We start from the raw sequence: 20,434 nt of genomic DNA, 5'->3' as shown, positions 1-20,434 counted from the left end.
ATGAAAGAAATTAAAATGGATACATGCCCGTATTGTGGGGGCAACGAATTTGTAAAGGGAGCCACCCCTGCCGGAAATGGTATCTTTCCTGCAGGCAGAATGGTGGGCAACGGCAGCCCGCTGGAGCATACGGTGTGCACGAACTGCGGAAGTATAGTAAGGACCCAGGTGCTTCGGGTGGATAAACTGTGCAAAGAAAAAGAAGCGTGGTGAGAAAGCCGGGGGGATCGCCGGCCAGACTGCGGGAATGGTTTTTGTATGGAAATCGGGAAAAATAGAAAAAATATAGAGAAGTAACGGATATCATAAGACAGGAGGTGGTTCGATATGGACGGCAGACTGTTACTTGTGGATGATGAGGAAGATATTCTGTCGGTATTGAAGGAATATTTTCTGTACCTGGGGTATACGGTGTTTACCGCCGGGAGCGGAGCCGAGGCGCTTGAGAAGATAAAGTTCCATCCGGATCTGATCCTGCTGGATATTAATTTGCCGGATGTGGACGGAATGCAGATCTGCCGCCAGATCCGGGACTACGTCAGCTGTCCGATTCTGTTTTTGAGTGCCCGTGTAGAGGAGGAGGACCGGATCCGGGGATTCGCGTCCGGCGGTGACGACTATATATTAAAGCCGTTCCGGATCAGGGAACTGGGGGCCAGGGTAGCTGCGCACCTGCGCAGGGAAGCGCGGAATTCGGCGGATTCCGCTGTCCGGTTCTTTGGAAAGCTGGCTGTTGACTACAGCCAGAGGACGGTACGGTTTGAGGAAACACAGATTACCCTGACAAAGACGGAATTTGATATCGTGGAACTGCTTTCGGAGCAAAGCGGGCAGATCTATGACCGGGAAAGGATTTATGAAAAAATCAGAGGTTTTGATGCGGACGGGGACAGCAGCGTAATTGCGGAACACATACGCAGGATCCGCGGGAAATTAAAATCGGTGTCAGGCGAAGAATATATCCGCACGATCTGGGGGGTGGGCTATCAATGGTGTGCAAGATAAAGAAGTTTCTGTTGGATCAGCCATTAAAACGGCTGCTGATTCTGATGATCGTGGCGGGACTGATTGTTTCCGTCTTTTTCTTTTTCGCGATTCATCTTACCATACGCCCTTATCGGGATTATAGGATGACGGCGGACCAGAAGCTTTATTATGACAATGTGATGTATGTTGTACTGTTTTTCCTGATGCTGGTTGGAATCACAGCGGCAGTTGCGCTGTTTTTCCGTATCAAAATGAACAAGCCCCTGTATCTGCTGCGGATGGGTACTCGCAAGATCGAGGAGGACGATCTGGATTTTCACCTTAAGTACCCTGCGGGGGATGAATTCGGCAGCCTGATCGCCGGTTTCGAAAAAATGAGGGAAGCACTGGAACACAGCAACAAAAGTGCATGGAAGATGGCGGAGGAGCGCAGGCAGGTGAACGCCGCTTTTGCCCATGACCTGCGTACGCCGCTTACCGTGCTGAAAGGCCAGCTGGATCTTCTGGAAGTCCTGCTGCCTGCGGGGGATTATGATCCGGAGAAAGTGCTGGATGCTGTCCGTAAAATGTCATTTCATGTGGAGCATATGCATCAGTATGTAACGATGATGAATGAGATACAGCGTCTGGAAAATACGCCGGTGCAGCCGGTGAAGAATTCCCTGAAGCCGTTGCTGGATGATATGGAAGAATATATGAAAGAACTGGCCCTGGAATACCCCAGGACGTTTTGCATTACGGGCAGTTTTGGGATAGAGACGGCGGTATATGATTATGAAGCCATACTGCGGGCTGTGGAAAATGTACTGCGGAACGCTTTTTGCTGTGGAAATAAGCGGGTAACCCTTAGGCTGCAAAGTGACAGGGAGTATCTGAAATTTACCATTGAGGATGACGGCCCGGGCTTTTTACCAAAGCAGCTGGCAGAAGGGCCGGTACCCTTTGCAAAGGGAAAATCCTCCGCCGGATGCGGGATGGGGCTTGCCATCTGCCGGACCTTATGCAGGAATCACGGCGGAGATCTGGAAATATATAACCGGAAGCAGGGCGGGGCTGGCGCCACGCTTACCTTTTCCGTAAAGCCAGAACCGGGCATATGAAAATATGGCTTCTGAATAGATAGAGGTCTGAAAATAGAGAAAGAATTGGAAAATATGCGGTAAACTCTCCTTAAATCTCAGGAGAGTTTTTTATGCGCCGGAAAGGGCCCTGCTGCATAAAAAATTCTCTGGCTGAGTGATAACAATAAGGAGGACTTCACATGGAACAGACAATCTTATCGGTTCAAAATCTGGAAAAAACATATCATACCAACAATTTGGACTGCCCGGTGTTAAAAGATCTGAACCTGGATGTGAGACAGGGAGAATTTGCGGCGGTGATGGGCCCTTCCGGCAGCGGAAAGACCACACTGTTGAACGTCTTATCCGGTTTTTTGAAGGCGGACAGCGGAAAAGTGCTGTTAGACGGTAAGGATATCCTGCATGCGCAGCAGGAGGAACTGACGCAGATCAGACAGAAAAAATTAGGTTACGTATTCCAGGATTTCATGCTGTTAGACAGCCTGACTACACAGGAAAATGTATATCTTCCCCAGGTGATTGCCGGGAAAGAGCAAAAAGAAATGATTACCGATACCGAACTATTGTTCCGCCAATTCGGAATCAGCGATATTACCTTAAAATATCCGGCACAGATTTCAGGCGGACAAAAACAGAGGGTAGCCGTGGCCAGGGCATTGTCCAATCATCCGCTGCTGATCCTGGCGGATGAGCCGACGGGGAATCTGGATTCCAGATCCGGGGAAGCTGTTATGGACGCATTTTTAAAAGCAAAGGAAGAATTCGGCGCCACCATCCTTATGGTTACCCATGACGCCAAAGCCGCCTCCAGAACCGGGCGGGTGATTACCTTGAAGGACGGGGAGATCCGGGGGGAATGGATAAAAAACGGCAGTGACAGGGGCTTTATGGAGGAAATCCTGCACTACCTGGGGGAGGCGTGAACGGATGACGATTCAGGAAATTGTCCGGAAAATGACACGGAAGAATCTGAGACAGAATCTGGTTTTTTGTTTTGCTGTTGCTGTCAGCATCATTTTATCAGGTGCGAATGGGATTCTTCTGTTCAGTCCAACCGTAACGCAAGTGCTGATTGCGGATGGTTCCACCTATCTGATCGCGGTTTCCATGTATGCGGTTTCCGCCCTTGGGATATCCGTATTTCTTATCTACGTCAACACGGTATATCTGAAAAATAAGATGGGTGAGACGGGAATCCTGCTGGCACTGGGGCTTAGTACCAGGAATGTATGCGATATGGCAGAAAGAGAGTTTGCCCTGCTGTATGGAGGGAGTTCTGTGGCCGGGATTCTGCTTAGTGTCCCGGCGGCATGGATCTGCTGGAGTATATGCACATTGTTTTTGCACACTGCGGAAACCTCCTTTCGGATTGGATGGAAGGGAGTGGTTTTTGCGGCGGTTTTCGCGGCAGCGGCAGGCCCTATCCTCTGGCTGGTCAACAAAAGAAAACTGATGAGGGCGGAGATTATCCGTATTATGCATACAAAGGAGGAGCAGGAAGTAAAGGGAAGCACGAAAATATGGCCGGGAATATTGGGGCTTTTCCTGATACCCGCCGGCCTGATCCTGTTTGGATGGAGCAGCAAAGAGGACGGATTTCTGGGGCAGCTGCCGTTCCTGTTTATATTAGTCAGTATCCTGGGGATCTTTCTGATCGCGTTCCAGGTTACTTCTGTGGGAAATGTGGTACGACATTTTTCGCAGAGAGCCTATTTCCGTCAGCTTCTGTTCTATAACCTGATCCGGCAAAAAGGGAAGCAATACACACTGGCCTTGTTTGTGTCCTCTGTATTGATTGCCGTAACGATCTTCGGTATAGGGTTTAACAGCTCCGCATTTATCGAAATGGATTATTTTATTGAAAAGTCGCCCTATGAATTTGCGGTGCTGACAGACGAACGGGAGAAAGAGCAGGTAACAGGGGAGGCGATCCATGGGCTGCTTGAAGAACACGGGCTTGAGCCCCGGCGCTTTGTAGACGGTGAGTTCCTGATTATGGCCAGGGAACACCGGTATCCGGATCCATCCATGAATGAGTGGGGGTCTGAACTGATTACCAGCCAGAGTACCTTTCTGGCATTGACGGGTATCCAAACAGAGATACCGGAAGACGGATGCATACCTTTTCAGGAAAATATAGGATTTGCCGACCGGGAGTCTGCGTTTCGTACCTTTACCGGAGATACCCTGTTGTATCATCCGGATCTTTCGGAGGATCTGGTCCTGCGGACCATGGACGGTATCATAGGGGAAAATAATATCAATAAGTCGGTGGCGGTTTCCGATCTGGTTATTCTGCATGACAGGACATATCAGAAACTCAGCCGGCAGATTACCGGAAGATATAAGTTACAGGGTTATTTTTTTGATGTCAATGCACAGGGCAGCGAGCAGGAACAGGCGTTTTATCAGGATCTGCGTCAGCTGACCGTGGAGGCTTCAGGAGGAATGATCTGGGATAATATTCTGGAAAGTGCGGTGGCGGTCAAACAGCATACACTGGGAATCGGCCCTCCTCCCGAGGATATCTATATACCTTATGAGGGGAATGAGCTGTATGCCGCGCGATGGGATACGCTCTATCCATTTTCCAGGGCGGATGCTTCTGCGAATAAACTGGAAACAGGGGCGATCTATATCCTGCTTGTCTCTTTTGCCAGTTTGGTCACTTTTCTGGCCGCCACACTGATCATCAGTATAAAACTATCCAATACGGTCTGGCAGGACCAGCAAAGTTATCAAAAGGCCGTCCGCCTGGGGCTTTCGCAGAAGGATCTGGCATCCCTTATCACCAGACAGATTGCTTTGGTCTATTTTTTCCCGACGATCTGTGGATGTACTGCGGCGATCCTGCTGGTCCATCAGATCGTAGGGGCCACGGCGGTCAGCCAGGTGAAGTCCGTCACGTGGGTTGCGGTGTTACTGTCACTGGCTGTATGCTTCTTGCAGATGGTATTATTTCTTCTGCTGAGGAAACGGGCTGTGCGCAGGTCCATCGGGCTGGTGTCTTAGGATACCGGCCCGGAAGGGGATCTGGGGAAATAATTCTATTGGATAACAGCTTAACTAAAAACCGCATTGACGTGCCCCGCAAAAGCAGTTATAATGAAAAATAGTATGGATTTTTGTGCGCAGAAATCCCAAAGACAGGAGAAAACTTTCATGGTAAAAAGTATGACGGGCTTTGGCAGAAGTGAGGCTCAGGATGAGAATCGGAAGTTTCTGGTCGAAATGAAGGCGGTTAACCACCGCTATCTGGACATCAATATCCGTATGCCTAAGAAACTGGCTTTTTTCGAGACAGCAATCCGCAGTCTGTTGAAGAATTACATACAGCGAGGTAAGGTGGACGTCTTTATTTCATATGAAGATTTCACAGAAAATAAACTGGCGCTTCGATATAATTCGGATATCGCAGCCGAGTATCTTCAGTATATGAAGAAGATGGCTCAGGATTTTGAGCTGGAAGACAGTATCCAAGTGTCTACTCTGGCGAGACTTCCGGAAGTGTTTACGCTGGAAGATCAGGCTCCGGATGAGAAGGAGCTGTGGGCGCTGCTGGAACAGGCCTTGAAGGGGGCGGCAGAACAGTTTGTAGAGACCAGACTGGTGGAAGGCGAGCATTTGAAGAATGATCTGCTGGCGAAGCTTGACGGGATGTCTGTGCTGGTGGATGAGATCGAGCGCCGTTCTCCCGAAATCATCCGGGAATACCGGGAAAAGCTGGAGGAGAAGGTGAAAGAGCTGCTGGCTGACACACAGATCGAGGAAAGCCGGATCGCCACGGAGGTGGTGATCTATGCGGATAAAATCTGTGTGGATGAGGAGATGGTCCGTCTGCGCAGCCATATTGCGGGAACCAAGGCGGCTCTGTCAGCAGGAGACGGTGTGGGCCGGAAGCTGGATTTCATCGCGCAGGAGTTGAACCGGGAAGCCAATACAATCCTGTCGAAAGCCAACGATATGGAGATATCCAACGTGGCCATTGATTTGAAAACAGAAATTGAAAAAGTACGGGAACAGATTCAGAACATTGAGTAAAGGAAATGGATGCACATGGCTAGGTTGATCAATGTAGGATTTGGAAATGGAGTCAATACCAGCAGAATTGTCGCGGTGGTGAGTCCGGAAGCAGCTCCCGTAAAACGAATGGTCCAAAAAGCAAAAGAAGACGGAAGAGCTGTGGACGCCACGCAGGGACGCAAGACAAAGGGTGTGATCGTCATGGACGACGACCATATCGTGCTGTCGGCCCTGCAGCCGGAGACGATTGCCAGACGTGTCTCCAATGATACCGAATATTTGACGAAAGAAGAGGAAGATATGGATGAATAGGAAAGGGATTCTGACGGTGGTATCCGGATTTTCCGGAGCCGGGAAGGGTACTCTGATGAAAGGGTTGCTGAGCCGTTACGAGGACCTGTATGCGCTGTCCATATCGGCGACCACCAGATCTCCCAGACCGGGAGAACAGGACGGCCGGGAATATTTCTTCCGGACACGGGAAGAATTTGAACAGATGATCGCACAACAGGAGCTTATAGAATACGCCTGTTATGTCAATAATTACTATGGTACGCCGAAGGCCTATGTGGAGGAACAGATGGCTCTTGGCAAGGATGTGATCCTGGAGATAGAGATCCAGGGTGCCAGACAGGTGAAAAAGGATTTCCCCGGGGCGCTGCTCTTATTTGTTACGCCTCCCACCTCAGAGGAACTCAGGACGCGGCTGGAGAACAGAGGCACGGAAGACTGCGACACGATTCGCTGCAGGTTAAAGAGGGCTGCTGAGGAGGCGGAGGGGATCGAGGAATATGATTACCTGATCGTCAATGATGTATTGGAAGAGTGTGTGGAAACCATGCATCAGATCATTCAGAATGAACATTACCGCGCTGCGCGCAATATAGAGTTTATGAATCAGTTCAGAAAGGAATTAAAAGAATTCTGAATAACACTCTGAACAGGAAACAGGTTGAAAGGAGATTTTAATTATGTTACATCCATCTTACACAGATTTAATGAAAGTGGTAAACAAAGACGTGGAGGTCGGCGAAACACCTGTCGTAAACAGCAGATATTCCATCGTACTCGCCACGGCTAAGAGAGCCAGGCAGCTGATCGGAGGCGAGGAACCGTTAGTCAGGGATGACGGCAGAAAGCCTCTGTCCATCGCCATCGATGAACTCTATCACTCCAAGATCAAGATCGTTGGGGAAGAAGAGTCTAAGGAAGACGAATAACACCCGGCAGGCGCTTGCCGGCCATAGCGGGAAAATAGCAGTGAAAATGAAATAGGATACCGGACGAAGGTTTTGGAAAGGACGTGGCAGCAGCATACGGTCCCGGCGGACAGGACCTTCGTCTTTCTTGTAGTCCGCATAGGCAAAGAGCACAGATGAGTCATATTTATTATTGAAAGAGGATAGGTTATGAAAATTTTATTCGTATCTCTGGGCTGCGACAAAAACCTGGTGGATTCTGAGGCAATGCTTGGGGATCTGGCGGCATCCGGATATACATTTACGGATGATGAGACACAGGCCGAGGTTATTATTATCAACACCTGTTGCTTTATTCACGACGCAAAAGAAGAAAGTGTGAATACGATTCTGCAAATGGCAGAATATAAAAAGGACGGACCCTGTCAGTTCCTGATCGTCACCGGCTGTATGGCACAGCGCTATCAGCAGGAGATCATAGATGAAATTCCGGAAGTGGATGCGGTGCTGGGGACTACGGCCTGCGATGAGATCGTCAGGACGCTGGATGAACTCCGGGAAGGGCAGGGGCATCTGCTGTCCTGTCCCGAACTGTCCAGGCTTCCCGGCCATGCCCACGGCAGGTTAGTTACTACAGGCGGACATTTTGCATATCTGAAAATAGCAGAGGGATGCGACAAACACTGCACCTACTGCATTATACCGAAGCTGCGCGGCAATTACCGCAGTGTCCCAATGGAGGAACTTATATTGGAAGCGCAGGATCTGGCGGCGCAGGGAGTAAAGGAGCTGATCCTGGTCGCCCAGGAGACCACGGTCTATGGTGTGGACCTGTATGGGAAAAAGAGCCTGCCCGCTCTCCTGCACAAACTGTGCAAAATCAAAGGACTGCGCTGGATCCGGATTCTCTATTGTTATCCGGAGGAGATCACGGAAGAGCTGATCGATACGATCCGTTCAGAACCGAAGGTCTGCCACTATCTGGATCTGCCGATCCAGCATGCCAACGATGATATCCTAAGACGCATGGGCCGCAGGACCACTAAAAAGCAGCTGACCGATATCGTAAGCAGGCTGAGGGAGAGGATACCGGATATCGCTCTGCGCACCACACTGATCACAGGATTCCCGGGAGAGACGCAGAGTGACCATGTAGAACTGATGGAATTCGTAGATGAGATGGAATTCGACCGCCTCGGTGTCTTTCCCTACTCACCGGAAGAGAACACCCCGGCAGAAGGGATGCCCGATCAGGTTCCTGAGGAGATAAAGCAGGAGCGCCAGGATGATCTGATGAGCCTCCAGCAGGAGATCGCTTTTGATATGGCCCAGCAGATGATCGGCAGGGAATTGCTGGTCATGGTGGAGGGCAGAGTAGCCGATGAGAATGCCTATGTGGCCAGAACGTACCGGGACGCTCCCAATGTGGACGGATATCTGTTCATCCAGACCGATGAGGAACTGATGTCCGGAGATTTCGTCAAGGTCAAGGTTACCGGTGCCGAAGAATATGATTTGATAGGAGAGATAGCCGATGAATCTGCCCAATAAGCTGACCATTTTACGTGTCGGAATGATACCGTTTTTTGTCCTTTTCATGCTGGTGGATCTGGCCGGCCCGGCTTCCAAATGGATCGCACTGGCGCTATTCATCATCGCCAGCCTGACGGACCTGCTGGATGGAAAAATCGCCAGAAAATACCATCTGGTCACTAATTTCGGAAAATTTATGGATCCTCTGGCAGACAAACTGTTAGTCTGCTCCGCAATGATCTGCCTGACGGCTATGGACCGCCTGGCGGCCTGGATCGTCATCATCATCATCAGCCGGGAGTTCATCATCAGCGGTTTCCGCCTGGTAGCGGCGGACAGCGGTGTAGTAATCGCAGCCAGCTACTGGGGAAAGTTCAAAACGACGGCCCAGATGATTATGATCTGTCTTTTAATCGCAGATCTGGGAGGGGTTTTCAGTATCCTGGAGACACTCTTCCTATATCTGGCCCTGGCCCTTACGGTCATTTCACTCATTGATTATCTGGTAAAGAACAAAAGCGTTATAAGCGAAGGGAGTAAATAACCATGGTAGTAGAACTGATTTCTGTCGGTACGGAACTGCTTTTGGGAAATATTGTAAATACAAATGCAGCCTATCTTTCTGAAAAATGCGCACAGCTGGGCTTATCCCTGTATTATCAAACGGTAGTGGGGGATAACGAAGAACGTCTGGCGGAAACGCTGAAAACAGCGGTGGACCGTTCCGATGTGGTCATATTAAGCGGAGGGCTCGGGCCCACCAAAGATGACCTGACCAAGGAAGTGACAGCAAAAGTGATGGGCCGCGAGCTGGTGGAGGATGCCCGCAGCAAAGAGCGGATTCAGGCCTTCTTCAAAAACAGCCAGTTCAAAGTGATAACGGAGAATAACTGGAAACAGGCACTGGTGCCAAAGGACTCCATCGTTGTGGACAATGCCAACGGCACGGCGCCGGGTATCATCATAGAAGAGGGGGAAAAAGCGGTAATCCTCCTTCCTGGCCCTCCCAACGAACTGATCCCTATGTTTGAGCACGATATCTTCCCGTATCTGAGGAACAGGCAGCCGGAGGTCATCTATTCCCAGATGGTCAAGATCTGCGGTATGGGTGAGAGTATGGTGGAAACGAAAATCGTGGATCTGATCGATTCCCAGACGAATCCGACGGTGGCCCCTTACGCCAAGATCGGCGAAGTACATCTTCGTGTGACCGCCAAGGGAGAAACGGAAGAGGAAGCGAAGAAATTAACCAAACCGCTGGTAAAAGAATTAAAATCCAGATTCGAGGACTATATCTACACCACCGAAGAACAGGTGACTCTGGAAGAAGCAGTGATAAAGCTTCTGAAAAAAAACAACCTGACCTTGACGACAGCGGAGTCCTGCACCGGCGGCATGCTCTCAGCCCGTCTGGTCAACGTACCGGGAGTATCCGATGTGTTCAAACAGGGCCTGGTCACCTACTCCAACCGGGCCAAGAAAAAACTGCTGGATGTCAAGAAGAGCACATTAAAAGACCACGGCGCAGTCAGCGAACAGTGCGCAAAAGAAATGGCCAAAGGCGGAGTGCTTTCCACCGGGTCTGATGTCTGTGTGGCTATCACCGGCATCGCCGGGCCTGACGGAGGTACCGAGGACAAGCCGGTGGGCCTGGTCTACATCTCCTGTTATATGAAAGATAAAGTTACGGTCCGCAAATTCCAATTCAAAGGAAACCGTGAGAAAATCAGAGAATATTCAGTAGTCAATTCCCTGGTGCTCTTAAGAGACTGTATTCTGGCAAATTATAAATAACCATAAAACAAAAAATTGCCGTGGAAAAGTACGTAAGGGATACCTTATAGAGCAGCTGCGCTGCGCCCCGCCCGAAGGCTATGCAGTAAGGGGCGCTGTAAAGTATATCATTTATCCCTTACAGCACTCACTTCACCGGCAATTTTTATGCAAAAAATTGTCATATATTTAATAAGTATCAGGACATAAAAAGTTCAAGGCATAAAAAAATCAAGGCATAAAAAATATCAGGATGGAGGAAACGAATATGAGCGGAAAATTCGACGGAATACTGCTGGCGACAGATATAGACGGAACGCTGGCGAACTTCAACGAGATACCACAGAGGAATATAGAAGCGATCCAACATTTTGTAAAGGAAGGCGGCATGTTTACCGTATGCACCGGCCGGGGCTACGCCATGACCTGTGACATCGTCAATCAGGTACCGGTCAATGTCCCCGGAATCTGTGTCAACGGAATGCAGCTCTATGATTTTCAGCAGAGAAAAGTCATATCCGAAGTCTACCTGCCCAAAGAAGCCGAAGAGATCCTGGCGGACATGCGAAAACAATTCCCGGACATCGGTGTCATGATCGTAGCGGACAACACCTACACAATCATCGAAGAGGGGAAATACGCCGTAGGCGACCTCAGATACCGCCTGGACCGTTTCAAGTCATCGGGCCAATACGTAGACGGCACCATGGAAGGCCTGTATCCTGACTGGACCAAGATCCTGTTCCTCGTCACCGGAGACCGGATGCGGGAAGCCCAGGCCTATTTCGAAGCCCACCATAGCGGTCGGGGAATCCACGTCATGATAACCGCTCCCTACTTTCTGGAAATGATCGACGCCGCATGTGACAAAGGCACAGGCCTTAAAAAACTCCGCACCCTTCTCGGCGCCAAAGTCAAACGACTGGTCACCGTAGGAGACAGCTACAACGACCTGAGCATGTTCCGCGAAGCGGATCTGTCCATAGCGGTACAGGAGGCGGAGCCGGAAGTCCGCGAAAAGGCGGATCTGCTGGCAGGCCCCTGCATGCAGGGCGCGGTGGCTGATGCGGTGGAGTTACTTGAAGGGGGGAGGTGACTAAGGGCCGGGGACTAAGGGCCGGGAGGAACCCTGGGGGGCGGGACGCGTACGTCTGGGATGGGAGGCGGGGCGGGCACCTGTCCTTTGACGGGCGGAGGGCTGTCTGCTGGCAGCTGCTAAGTGCCATCCCGCCGGCAGACTCAGGAACCGGGCCAATTCACCAGAAACGCATGATGCGTTTCCGGTTCAGTGGCCCTTGCCCGTCGGACGTGAAGTCCGCCGTGCATCCTGAGTCTGCCGGCGGGATGGCACTAAGCAGCTGCTCAGCCGCCCTATGCCCGTCAAAGGACAGGTGCCCGCCCCGCCTCTCATCCCAGACGTACGCGTCCCGCCCCCCAGGGTTCCTCCCTGCTTTGGTGAATTATTAGCAGTTAAGTCCGCTTCCCTTTTGAATGTACAGTTCTGTTTCATAAGTGCGCTAAAAAACTCATAACACTCCAGTATCAGCGGGTTCTAAGTATGTGTTCTATAGTATGCATTCTATAGCCTGTGTTCTATAGCCTGTGTTCTATAGCATGCGTTCTATAGCCTGTGTTCTATAGCATGCGTTCTATAGCCTGTGTTATATAGTATGTGTTCTATAGTATTGTGTTCTATAGCATGTGTTCTATAGCCTGTGTTCTATAGTATTGGGTTCCATAGTATTGTGTTCTATAGTATCGGCCCCTATCGTGCATGAACCTCCAGCTTTATGCAATATGGACAAAAGCTTTTGGTAAAGTAGGGATGAGAGGGAAGGGCCGGGGGATTCGGAACCGGGGGGCATATCTCGTGGGGACAAATCACTTGAGACCGGGCCTTAGAACGGGTTACGGAGATGGTGGGAGAACCTCGCAGGGCCTGGAACACTGTCCGAGCCGTCCTTTGGCGAGTTTGTTCCAGGCCCTGCCAATAAGAGGTTCTCCCGCCTTCGGAGTTACCCGTTCTTAGGTCCGGCCGAAGTGATTTGTCCCCACGAGATATGCCCTCCGGTTCCGAATCCCCCGGCCCTTCCCTCTCATCCCGGCCCTAAGCCAAGCAACTCAGCCCTAAGCCAAGCATCCCGGCCCTAAGCCAAACACCCCGCTTACCGGAAGCAGTAACAAAAGTTAGAAGATTCCTGCGAAAATACTTGTATTTTAGCGGGAAAGCAGTTAAAATACAGTTGTGCGCGTATAAATATGCATATTTGTGAATGGTTATGAATTAAGAGGAGGAAATGAAATGAAAAAATTATTGGCAGTAATGTTATCCGCGGCTATGGTTGTGTCTATGACCGCCTGCGGTAGTAAAGAAGAAGAACCGGCAGCTCCTGCGGCTACTCCGGAAGCGGCTCAGGCTCCGGAAGCCAGTGAGGCACCTGCGGATACGGCAGCTCCTGCGGATACCGCGGCACCTGCGGACGACGCGGCGGGCGAAGGCGGAACGCTGATTGTAGGTACTGAGGCAGGTTTTGCCCCTTATGAATATCTGGATGGGGATAAGGTGGTAGGTGTTGATATGGATATCTGCCAGGCGATTGCTGATGCTCTGGGAATGACTCTGGAAATTCAGAACATGGACTTTGACGGCGCGCTGCTGGCTGTTCAGCAGGGTAAGGTGGACATGGTAGCTGCTGGCGTGTCGGTGGATGAAGAGCGCCAGAAGGTGATGGACTTCTCCAGTAAATATGTGGATTCTACGGAAGTGGTTGTGGTGAATGCTTCCCAGGGACGTGTCAGCACCCCTACCTTTGATGAGCTGAATGATAAGATCGTTGGTGTTCAGCAGGGAAATATAGCGGATCTGTATGTGTCCGATGAAGAGAACTGCAAGCCCGAGAAGATCGTTCGTTACACGAAGTTCGCTCAGGCAGCGGAAGACCTGAAAAATGACAAGATCGACTGCATCGTTATGGACCAGTATCCGGCGGAAGAGCTGGTGGCAGGATCTGGCGGCGCTTTGAAGATCCTGGAAGGAGATCCCTTGTTTGTAGACAGCTACGCGATCGCTGTTAAGAAAGGGAACCAGGAATTACTGGATAAGATCAATCCGATTATTGAGAAATTAATCGCAGACGGAACCATTGACGAATTCTTCGCGAAACATACCACTGCAAAATAAGATTTACCGGATTCGTAAGGCAGACGTTTTCGTCTGCCTTTATTCTCCGGAAGAAATGCGCTGCTGAAGGCAAGGAAAGAAAAGAGCACGATAGACAGAAAGGGTTTTGGAACGTATGAAGGATTTTCTATGGGGTTTGATAGAGCCATTTTATAATGCGGTATTCATGAATCAGGGCTACCTGGCCTATGCGGAGGGAATTAAGAATACCCTGCTGATATCCCTGATGGCTATCGCCATCGGTATCATTATCGGTGTGCTGGTAGCTGTGGTGCGGGTGATTTCCTCTAAGATCCGGGGGCTTCACTGGCTTGGCAAAATCTGCGGTATTTATGTGACGGTGATCCGCGGTACGCCGGTAATGGTCCAGCTGCTGATTATTTACAATATGATATTCACATCCAGAGATTCGAATCCGCTTCTGTGTGCCGGAATCTGTTTCGGAATTAATTCAGGAGCCTATGTGGCGGAGATTATCCGCGGAGGCATCGAATCTATCGATAAAGGCCAGACGGAGGCCGGGCGTTCTCTTGGCTTTAATGATCTTCAGACTATGCGCTATATCATCCTGCCGCAGGCATTTCGCAATGCGCTTCCGGCCCTGGGAAATGAATTTATCGTATTGGTCAAGGAAAGCTCCGTGGCCAGTGTGATCGCGGTATCGGATCTGACCAAAATGGCCCAGTACATCGGCAGCCGTACCTGGGACATTGTCCCGCCGTTAGTCGTGGCAGCGCTTTGCTACCTGGTAATTGTAATGATATTGACGAAATTGTTGAGCTTACTGGAAAGGAGGATGTCAAGAGGTGATCGAAACTAAAAATCTTCAGAAAGCCTTTGGCGATCATTTGGTCCTGGCCGGTATAGACCAGCATATTGATAAAGGGGAAAAAGTGGTGGTAATCGGTCCGTCCGGGTCCGGCAAGTCCACATTCCTGCGGTGCCTGAACCGGCTGGAGGAGCCGACCGGCGGCGAGATCTGGTTTGAAGGTACGAATATCACAGATCCGTCCTGCAATATCAATAAACTGAGACAGAAGATGGGAATGGTATTTCAGCAGTTTAATCTGTTTCCCCATCTGTCTGTGAAAGAGAACATCACGCTTGCCCCCAGAAAACTGATGGGTATCAGTGACAAAGAAGCGGATGACCGGGCCATGGAACTCTTAAAGAGAATCGGCCTGGAGGAAAAAGCCGACGCTTATCCCAGGCAGCTGTCCGGCGGGCAGCAGCAGAGGATCGCAATTATCCGGGCATTGGCCATGAACCCGGATGTCATGCTTTTTGATGAGCCGACTTCTGCCCTGGATCCTGAGATGGTGGGTGAAGTGTTGGAACTGATGAAAGAGCTGGCGCACGATGGGATGACCATGGTAGTGGTGACCCATGAGATGGGGTTTGCCAGAGAGGTCGCAAACCGGGTTCTCTTCATCGATGAGGGAATCGTACAGGAAGAAAATGAACCGATTGAGTTCTTTGCTAACCCTAAAAACCCCAGATTGAGGGATTTCCTGTCGAAAGTTCTGTAAAAAATAGTAGCGCTCGAAAATACCTCGCTGACTATTTTTCATGCATCGCACGTAAATGCCCAAAATACGGGCATTAAATGCTCATAGCTATAAAAACTAAAAGAAACTGTTGTAAAATTAGCGGTTCCTGTTTTACAACAGTTTTTTTCTTGCTATAAAATCAATAGGTATGATATACTCGAATTTGTGTTAAATATAAGAATGTGGTAATTGACAGCATAAAGGGAAAGACAGCGGGGAAAAGTAAAGGAAGACAGAAAGGAATTCTATGGAAACAATCAGATTTGATGAGCTCGGATTGTCCGAGCAGATCGTAAAGGCAACAGTAACAATGGGATTTGAGGAGGCTTCTCCGATACAGGCGAAAGCGATTCCGGCAGCGATGCAGGGGAAAGACCTGATCGGCCAGGCGCAGACGGGGACCGGTAAAACGGCGGCTTTCGGTATCCCCATATTGGAGAAAGTAGATCCAAAAAATAAAAAGCTTCAGGCTCTGGTACTATGCCCCACCAGGGAGCTGGCTATTCAGGTGGCAGACGAGATCCGGAATCTTTCCAGGTATCTGCATGGAATTAAGATCCTTCCGATATATGGAGGGCAGGAGATCGTAAAACAGATCCGTTCGCTGAAGGCGGGGATACAGATTATTATCGGTACGCCCGGACGAATTATGGACCATATGCGAAGAAAGACGATCCGGTTGGAAGATGTGAACACGGTGGTTCTGGATGAAGCAGATGAAATGCTGAACATGGGTTTTCGGGATGATATCGAGACCATATTAAGAGAAATCCCTGAAGAACGGCAGACGATTCTGTTCTCGGCTACCATGCCCAAGCCGATTATGGATATCGCGAAAACCTATCAGAAGGATGCGGAACTGATCCGGGTAGTAAAAAAAGAGCTGACGGTTCCCAGTATCGATCAGTTCTACTACGAGGTCAGACCCAAAAATAAAGAAGAGGTGCTGTGCAGGCTTCTGGATATGTATGATCCGAATCTGTCGCTGGTGTTCTGCAACACGAAAAAACAGGTGGATGAACTGGTGAGCGGGCTGGTTGGAAGAGGCTACTTTGCGGCGGGACTGCATGGAGATATGAAGCAGTCTCAGCGGGATCGTGTCATGAATGGTTTCCGGAAAGGTAAGACGGATATACTGGTGGCTACGGATGTGGCGGCCCGGGGGATTGATGTGGATGACGTGGAGGCTGTTTTCAATTACGACATTCCTCAGGATGATGAGTATTATGTACACCGGATTGGCAGAACCGGGCGGGCCGGCAGGAATGGAACGGCATTTTCCTTTGTAGTGGGAAAAGAAGTATATAAATTAAAAGAGATCCAGCGGTACTGTAAGACCAAAATATATGCCCGGCCGGTGCCGTCGGTAAATGATGTGGCCGCCACAAAACAGGAAAAGATTTTCCATCAGGTGGAGCAGCTGATCCAGGATGAAGATCTTACCTCCATGATCCAGATGATCCAGGATCGTGTAAATGAATCGGATTATACGGCCATGGATCTGGCTGCGGCTTTTCTGAAGCTGATTACGAATACTGACGATGCCGCTCAGGATGAGGATACTTCGCAGCTATTGAATACCGGCGCGGAAGAAGAAGGTATGGTACGCCTCTTCATCAATGCGGGTAAAAAACAGAATATCAGGCCTGGGGATATCGTGGGAGCGATCGCGGGAGAGAGCGGAATGCCCGGCAAATTAATCGGTTCCATTGATATGTATGATAAATATACATTTGTTGAGGTTCCCCGTGAATATGCCATGGATGTCCTGCATGCGATGGATCACGCTAAAATCAAGGGAAGATCGATTAACATAGAACCGGCGAATCAAAAATAGCGGCATTTTGCTTTTGGCCGTCTGCCGATTCCGGGTGTGGATTTTATTCAATAGGAATGCATTCCTATTGAATAAAAAAAGCCTTATAAAAGGCTTTTAATCATTCTCTTTTTTGTATTGTACAATATCTTCTATATTGCAATCCAAAATATCACACAAATATTCCACCGTGTGTAAAGTAATACCCTGACCGTGACGGAGTCGGTAAATCGTGCCCTTGCTGACATTATGCTTTACAATTAACGCGTAAGTTGATATGCCTTTTTGCTTTAGTGTTTTCCATAAAGGTTCATAAGTAATCATTTTTAATCCATTCCCCTTTTTTTCTATTATAAATTTAAGTATTTTTTAATCATAGACCTAAGAATCAGGGGTCAGATTTATGACCTCCCTGAAAATTGAGGTATGGTGAATGAGGAGGAGTCGAATGAACATACCACAATCAGAGACGGAAAAGTTTTTAATGGAAAAGTTGAAACAGCTGTTCTGCAAAGAATCAGCTGAGGATATTACGGCTGAACTTCAGGATATATTGATCGATCTGAAGAAGCAGCGTATGGAAGAGATACTCGATCGGGATGATAAATTACAACAGTACAAAAAAGAGGAAGATGAGGCCGCGGAATCCTATTTCGAGATTTACCGGGATCTGTCGCAGGCTCAGATTGATAAAATAGAGAGTTTTATGCTGACCAGGGACTGTACCATGGAAAGGACATCAGACTTGTGCTATGCGCGTGGAGTGTTGGACGGTCTGCGGTTTTTTATCAGCGGATTGTAATTGAAAAAACACAGGTCTGGGAACGGATAACGCTGTTGGCATGTTAACTTCAGATTGGCGGCGGGCCGGCGCTAACTTGCCAGCGGTAATATTGTCTGGATAAATTGGTTGGATGAATTGGCTGGATAATTTGACTGATAAAATCAGCTTAATATATGAGTTAGAAAAATTAGGTTGGAATCATTGGCAGAAAAATTGGTTGTGAAATATTACTTGCGGGTTGCAGTATTTTATATTATAATAATACAAACATATGTTCCTGTTTTCGATGCGTTTGTGCGGACTGGGATATGACTGTGCAGAGATTCCTAGGATGTATGCCATTTCTGATAGTCCGTAATGCTCATGCATGTCCTGCGGGCGGGGCCGCGGCGTAGCCGCTCCATGAGGATAGGAATTAATTTTTACGGATACGGGAGAATGATTGGAAAATAGAACCACTCCTGTGCTATAATCAAAAAGATGTTATGAAAAGGGTACGCAGCGCGTACCTTTTGTGGGTGTTGGTATTGGAAATACAGACGAAGCATTTAGAATTAAGCAGTGAGGTTAGCTATGACGAAGAATGTAAAGTATGATGCGGACAGTATCTCCGTGCTGGAAGGATTGGAAGCTGTCCGGAAACGGCCCGGTATGTATATCGGAAGTGTGTCCCGGAAGGGTTTGAACCATCTGATCTATGAGATCGTGGATAACTCGGTGGACGAGCATTTGGCTGGGTTTTGTGACAAAATATGGGTATACCTGGAAAAGGACGGATCTGCCACAGTCAGCGACAACGGACGGGGGATTCCGGTTGGCATGCATAAAAAAGGGATGTCGGCGGAGCGGCTTGTATTTACCACGCTGCATGCGGGCGGAAAATTTGACGACTCCGTATATAAGACCAGCGGAGGACTCCACGGGGTGGGATCTTCGGTGGTAAATGCCCTGTCGGCTTATCTGGATATTAAGGTCAGCCGGGAAGGACTGATCCATCATGACCGATATGAGCGGGGCATTCCGGTGATTGAACTGGAAAACGGCCTGCTGCCGGTGGTGGGAAAATCCTCTAAGACCGGGACGACCATTAATTTTCTGCCGGATGACACGATTTTTGAAAAGACCCGTTTCAAATCGGATGAGGTGAAGAGCAGGCTCCATGAGACCGCTTATCTGAACCCAAAGCTTACGATCATTTTTGAAGACCGTCGGGGAGAAACGGTCGAACATATCGAATACCATGAGGAAGACGGCATTATCGGCTTCATCAAGGATCTGAATAAAAATGTGGAACCCGTACATGATGTGGTGTATTTAAAAGGGGAATCCGAAAATATCATGGTGGAGGTCGCTTTCCAGTACATCAACGAATTCCGGGAAAATGTGCTGGGATTCTGTAATAACATATATAACGCGGAAGGCGGGACCCATCTGACCGGATTTAAGACCGCTTTTACCAACGTGATCAACAACTACGCCAGGGAACTGGGGATTTTAAAAGAGAAGGACTCGAACTTTACCGGCGCCGATGTGCGAAACGGGATGACGGCGGTGGTATCCATCAAGCATCCTTCCCCGCGGTTCGAAGGGCAGACCAAGACAAAGCTGGACAACCCTGACGCCACCCGGGCGACGGCCAAGGTGACGACGGATGAGGTGATCCTTTTCTTTGATAAAAATCTGGATACGCTGAAGAATGTGATCGGATGCGCGGAGAAGGCGGCCAAAATCCGGAAAACAGAGGAGCGGGCGAAGACCAACCTGTTGGTGAAACAGAAGTTTTCCTTCGATTCCAACGGAAAGCTGGCCAACTGTGAGAGCAGGAATGCAAGTGAGTGTGAGATATTTATAGTAGAGGGAGATTCCGCCGGAGGCAGCGCAAAGACGGCCAGAAACCGGATGTATCAGGCGATCCTGCCGATCCGCGGTAAGATCCTGAACGTGGAAAAAGCCAGTATTGATAAAGTCCTGGCCAACGCGGAGATCAAGACTATGATCAATGCGTTCGGCTGCGGCTTTTCCGAAGGCTACGGGAATGATTTCGACATCACGAAGCTGCGGTATGAGAAGATTATCATCATGGCCGATGCGGATGTGGACGGCGCCCATATTTCCACGCTGCTGCTGACTTTATTTTACCGGTTTATGCCGGAACTGATCTATGAGGGACATGTCTATATCGCTATGCCGCCTCTGTATAAGGCGATCCCTTCCAAAGGGGAGGAAGAATATCTCTATGATGACAAAGCGCTGGAGCACTACCGGAGAAGGCACAGCGGGACGTTTACGCTGCAGCGTTATAAAGGACTTGGTGAGATGGACGCAGAACAGCTCTGGGAAACCACATTGAATCCCGAGACCCGGATGTTAAAGCTGGTGGAGATCGAGGATGCCAGAATGGCTTCAGAGGTAACGGAGATGCTGATGGGGACCGAAGTACCGCCCAGACGGGCTTTTATCTATGAACATGCCCAGGACGCGGAACTGGATATATAGGAGGTGAAGG

General features: G+C 49.4%; 20 protein-coding genes. 19 read left to right on the top strand and 1 reads right to left on the bottom strand.

What is annotated here, in order from left to right; genetic code table 11:
* From ABC831_RS20430 to ABC831_RS20350, 17 genes are all read left to right on the top strand, one after another.
* Complete coding sequence (locus tag ABC831_RS20430) at positions 1-213, top strand: hypothetical protein (RefSeq protein ID WP_343249918.1); 213 nt, start codon at positions 1-3, stop codon at positions 211-213.
* 114 nt (positions 214-327) lie between these two features.
* Positions 328-1,005 carry a response regulator transcription factor gene (locus tag ABC831_RS20425; protein WP_343249917.1) on the top strand — a complete coding sequence of 226 codons (678 nt, stop codon included), beginning with the start codon at positions 328-330 and terminating at the stop codon, positions 1,003-1,005.
* Entirely contained in the window at positions 990-2,087 is a 1,098-nt protein-coding gene (locus tag ABC831_RS20420) for a sensor histidine kinase (protein ID WP_343249916.1), read from the top strand. Before ABC831_RS20425 ends, ABC831_RS20420 begins: the two co-directional genes overlap by 16 nt.
* A 161-nt stretch (positions 2,088-2,248) precedes the next feature.
* The gene (locus ABC831_RS20415; protein WP_343249915.1) at positions 2,249-2,992 is read left to right on the top strand and encodes an ABC transporter ATP-binding protein; all 744 of its coding nucleotides are present in this window, start codon (positions 2,249-2,251) and stop codon (positions 2,990-2,992) included.
* Positions 2,993-2,996: 4 nt separating this feature from the next.
* A complete protein-coding gene (locus ABC831_RS20410) occupies positions 2,997-5,081 on the top strand; it encodes an FtsX-like permease family protein (protein WP_343249914.1) in 2,085 nt (694 codons plus the stop codon).
* A 150-nt stretch (positions 5,082-5,231) separates the two neighbouring features.
* Positions 5,232-6,110 carry a YicC/YloC family endoribonuclease gene (locus ABC831_RS20405; protein WP_343249913.1) on the top strand — a complete coding sequence of 293 codons (879 nt, stop codon included), beginning with the start codon at positions 5,232-5,234 and terminating at the stop codon, positions 6,108-6,110.
* A gap of 15 nt (positions 6,111-6,125) precedes the next feature.
* Positions 6,126-6,404 (top strand): DUF370 domain-containing protein, encoded by a 279-nt coding sequence (locus ABC831_RS20400; RefSeq protein ID WP_343249912.1) that lies wholly within the window; start codon positions 6,126-6,128, stop codon positions 6,402-6,404.
* Complete coding sequence (gene gmk, locus ABC831_RS20395; protein WP_343249911.1) at positions 6,397-7,020, top strand: guanylate kinase; 624 nt, start codon at positions 6,397-6,399, stop codon at positions 7,018-7,020. The genes ABC831_RS20400 and gmk overlap by 8 nt, the downstream gene beginning before the upstream one ends.
* A gap of 43 nt (positions 7,021-7,063) precedes the next feature.
* Positions 7,064-7,312: a DNA-directed RNA polymerase subunit omega gene (gene rpoZ / locus ABC831_RS20390; RefSeq protein WP_158350040.1), complete on the top strand. Its 249-nt coding sequence runs from the start codon at positions 7,064-7,066 to the stop codon at positions 7,310-7,312.
* 189 nt (positions 7,313-7,501) lie between these two features.
* Positions 7,502-8,842: a 30S ribosomal protein S12 methylthiotransferase RimO gene (gene rimO / locus ABC831_RS20385; protein ID WP_343249910.1), complete on the top strand. Its 1,341-nt coding sequence runs from the start codon at positions 7,502-7,504 to the stop codon at positions 8,840-8,842.
* A complete protein-coding gene (pgsA, locus tag ABC831_RS20380; protein ID WP_343249909.1) occupies positions 8,826-9,368 on the top strand; it encodes a CDP-diacylglycerol--glycerol-3-phosphate 3-phosphatidyltransferase in 543 nt (180 codons plus the stop codon). Before rimO ends, pgsA begins: the two co-directional genes overlap by 17 nt.
* 2 nt (positions 9,369-9,370) lie before the next feature.
* Positions 9,371-10,618: a competence/damage-inducible protein A gene (locus ABC831_RS20375; RefSeq protein WP_343249908.1), complete on the top strand. Its 1,248-nt coding sequence runs from the start codon at positions 9,371-9,373 to the stop codon at positions 10,616-10,618.
* Positions 10,619-10,865: 247 nt separating this feature from the next.
* Positions 10,866-11,693: an HAD-IIB family hydrolase gene (locus ABC831_RS20370; RefSeq protein ID WP_343249907.1), complete on the top strand. Its 828-nt coding sequence runs from the start codon at positions 10,866-10,868 to the stop codon at positions 11,691-11,693.
* A 1,206-nt stretch (positions 11,694-12,899) separates the two neighbouring features.
* Entirely contained in the window at positions 12,900-13,778 is an 879-nt protein-coding gene (locus tag ABC831_RS20365) for an ABC transporter substrate-binding protein (protein ID WP_343249906.1), read from the top strand.
* Between the two features lie 115 nt (positions 13,779-13,893).
* Positions 13,894-14,598, top strand: coding sequence for an amino acid ABC transporter permease (locus tag ABC831_RS20360; protein WP_425524610.1), 705 nt, complete (start codon positions 13,894-13,896; stop codon positions 14,596-14,598).
* Positions 14,585-15,307, top strand: a complete 723-nt coding sequence (locus ABC831_RS20355; RefSeq protein WP_343249905.1) for an amino acid ABC transporter ATP-binding protein — start codon at positions 14,585-14,587, stop codon at positions 15,305-15,307. The genes ABC831_RS20360 and ABC831_RS20355 overlap by 14 nt, the downstream gene beginning before the upstream one ends.
* Positions 15,308-15,575: 268 nt before the next feature.
* Entirely contained in the window at positions 15,576-17,165 is a 1,590-nt protein-coding gene (locus tag ABC831_RS20350; RefSeq protein WP_343249904.1) for a DEAD/DEAH box helicase, read from the top strand.
* Positions 17,166-17,261: 96 nt separating this feature from the next.
* Here ABC831_RS20350 and ABC831_RS20345 read toward each other — a convergent pair whose 3' ends face one another.
* Positions 17,262-17,468: a helix-turn-helix domain-containing protein gene (locus ABC831_RS20345; protein WP_158350032.1), complete on the bottom strand. Its 207-nt coding sequence runs from the start codon at positions 17,466-17,468 to the stop codon at positions 17,262-17,264.
* Between the two features lie 124 nt (positions 17,469-17,592).
* On the opposite strand from ABC831_RS20345, the gene ABC831_RS20340 reads away from it, so the two are divergent.
* Positions 17,593-17,946 carry a hypothetical protein gene (locus tag ABC831_RS20340; RefSeq protein WP_343249903.1) on the top strand — a complete coding sequence of 118 codons (354 nt, stop codon included), beginning with the start codon at positions 17,593-17,595 and terminating at the stop codon, positions 17,944-17,946.
* A 555-nt stretch (positions 17,947-18,501) separates the two neighbouring features.
* Entirely contained in the window at positions 18,502-20,424 is a 1,923-nt protein-coding gene (locus tag ABC831_RS20335) for a DNA gyrase/topoisomerase IV subunit B (RefSeq protein WP_343249902.1), read from the top strand.
* The last annotated feature ends 10 nt before the right edge of the window (positions 20,425-20,434 follow it).

Source organism: Diplocloster hominis, from assembly GCF_032380655.1.
Classification (GTDB): domain Bacteria; phylum Bacillota; class Clostridia; order Lachnospirales; family Lachnospiraceae; genus Diplocloster; species Diplocloster hominis.
The sequence above is the reverse complement of the archived record's forward strand: the minus strand, read 5'-3'. Positions and strand labels throughout refer to the sequence as shown.

Excerpts from the sequence above, each read along its gene's own strand:
- ABC831_RS20375 (WP_343249908.1), top strand. The coding sequence starts at position 9,371 with ATGGTAGTAGAACTGATTTCTGTCGGTACGGAACTGCTTTTGGGAAAT.
- pgsA (WP_343249909.1), top strand. The coding sequence starts at position 8,826 with ATGAATCTGCCCAATAAGCTGACCATTTTACGTGTCGGAATGATACCG.
- ABC831_RS20400 (WP_343249912.1), top strand. The coding sequence starts at position 6,126 with ATGGCTAGGTTGATCAATGTAGGATTTGGAAATGGAGTCAATACCAGC.
- ABC831_RS20365 (WP_343249906.1), top strand. The coding sequence starts at position 12,900 with ATGAAAAAATTATTGGCAGTAATGTTATCCGCGGCTATGGTTGTGTCT.
- ABC831_RS20345 (WP_158350032.1), bottom strand. The coding sequence starts at position 17,468 with ATGATTACTTATGAACCTTTATGGAAAACACTAAAGCAAAAAGGCATA.
- ABC831_RS20430 (WP_343249918.1), top strand. The coding sequence starts at position 1 with ATGAAAGAAATTAAAATGGATACATGCCCGTATTGTGGGGGCAACGAA.
- ABC831_RS20350 (WP_343249904.1), top strand. The coding sequence starts at position 15,576 with ATGGAAACAATCAGATTTGATGAGCTCGGATTGTCCGAGCAGATCGTA.
- ABC831_RS20360 (WP_425524610.1), top strand. The coding sequence starts at position 13,894 with ATGAAGGATTTTCTATGGGGTTTGATAGAGCCATTTTATAATGCGGTA.
- ABC831_RS20335 (WP_343249902.1), top strand. The coding sequence starts at position 18,502 with ATGACGAAGAATGTAAAGTATGATGCGGACAGTATCTCCGTGCTGGAA.
- ABC831_RS20340 (WP_343249903.1), top strand. The coding sequence starts at position 17,593 with ATGAACATACCACAATCAGAGACGGAAAAGTTTTTAATGGAAAAGTTG.
- rimO (WP_343249910.1), top strand. The coding sequence starts at position 7,502 with ATGAAAATTTTATTCGTATCTCTGGGCTGCGACAAAAACCTGGTGGAT.
- ABC831_RS20405 (WP_343249913.1), top strand. The coding sequence starts at position 5,232 with ATGGTAAAAAGTATGACGGGCTTTGGCAGAAGTGAGGCTCAGGATGAG.
- ABC831_RS20370 (WP_343249907.1), top strand. The coding sequence starts at position 10,866 with ATGAGCGGAAAATTCGACGGAATACTGCTGGCGACAGATATAGACGGA.
- ABC831_RS20415 (WP_343249915.1), top strand. The coding sequence starts at position 2,249 with ATGGAACAGACAATCTTATCGGTTCAAAATCTGGAAAAAACATATCAT.
- ABC831_RS20425 (WP_343249917.1), top strand. The coding sequence starts at position 328 with ATGGACGGCAGACTGTTACTTGTGGATGATGAGGAAGATATTCTGTCG.
- ABC831_RS20410 (WP_343249914.1), top strand. The coding sequence starts at position 2,997 with ATGACGATTCAGGAAATTGTCCGGAAAATGACACGGAAGAATCTGAGA.
- ABC831_RS20420 (WP_343249916.1), top strand. The coding sequence starts at position 990 with ATGGTGTGCAAGATAAAGAAGTTTCTGTTGGATCAGCCATTAAAACGG.
- gmk (WP_343249911.1), top strand. The coding sequence starts at position 6,397 with ATGAATAGGAAAGGGATTCTGACGGTGGTATCCGGATTTTCCGGAGCC.
- rpoZ (WP_158350040.1), top strand. The coding sequence starts at position 7,064 with ATGTTACATCCATCTTACACAGATTTAATGAAAGTGGTAAACAAAGAC.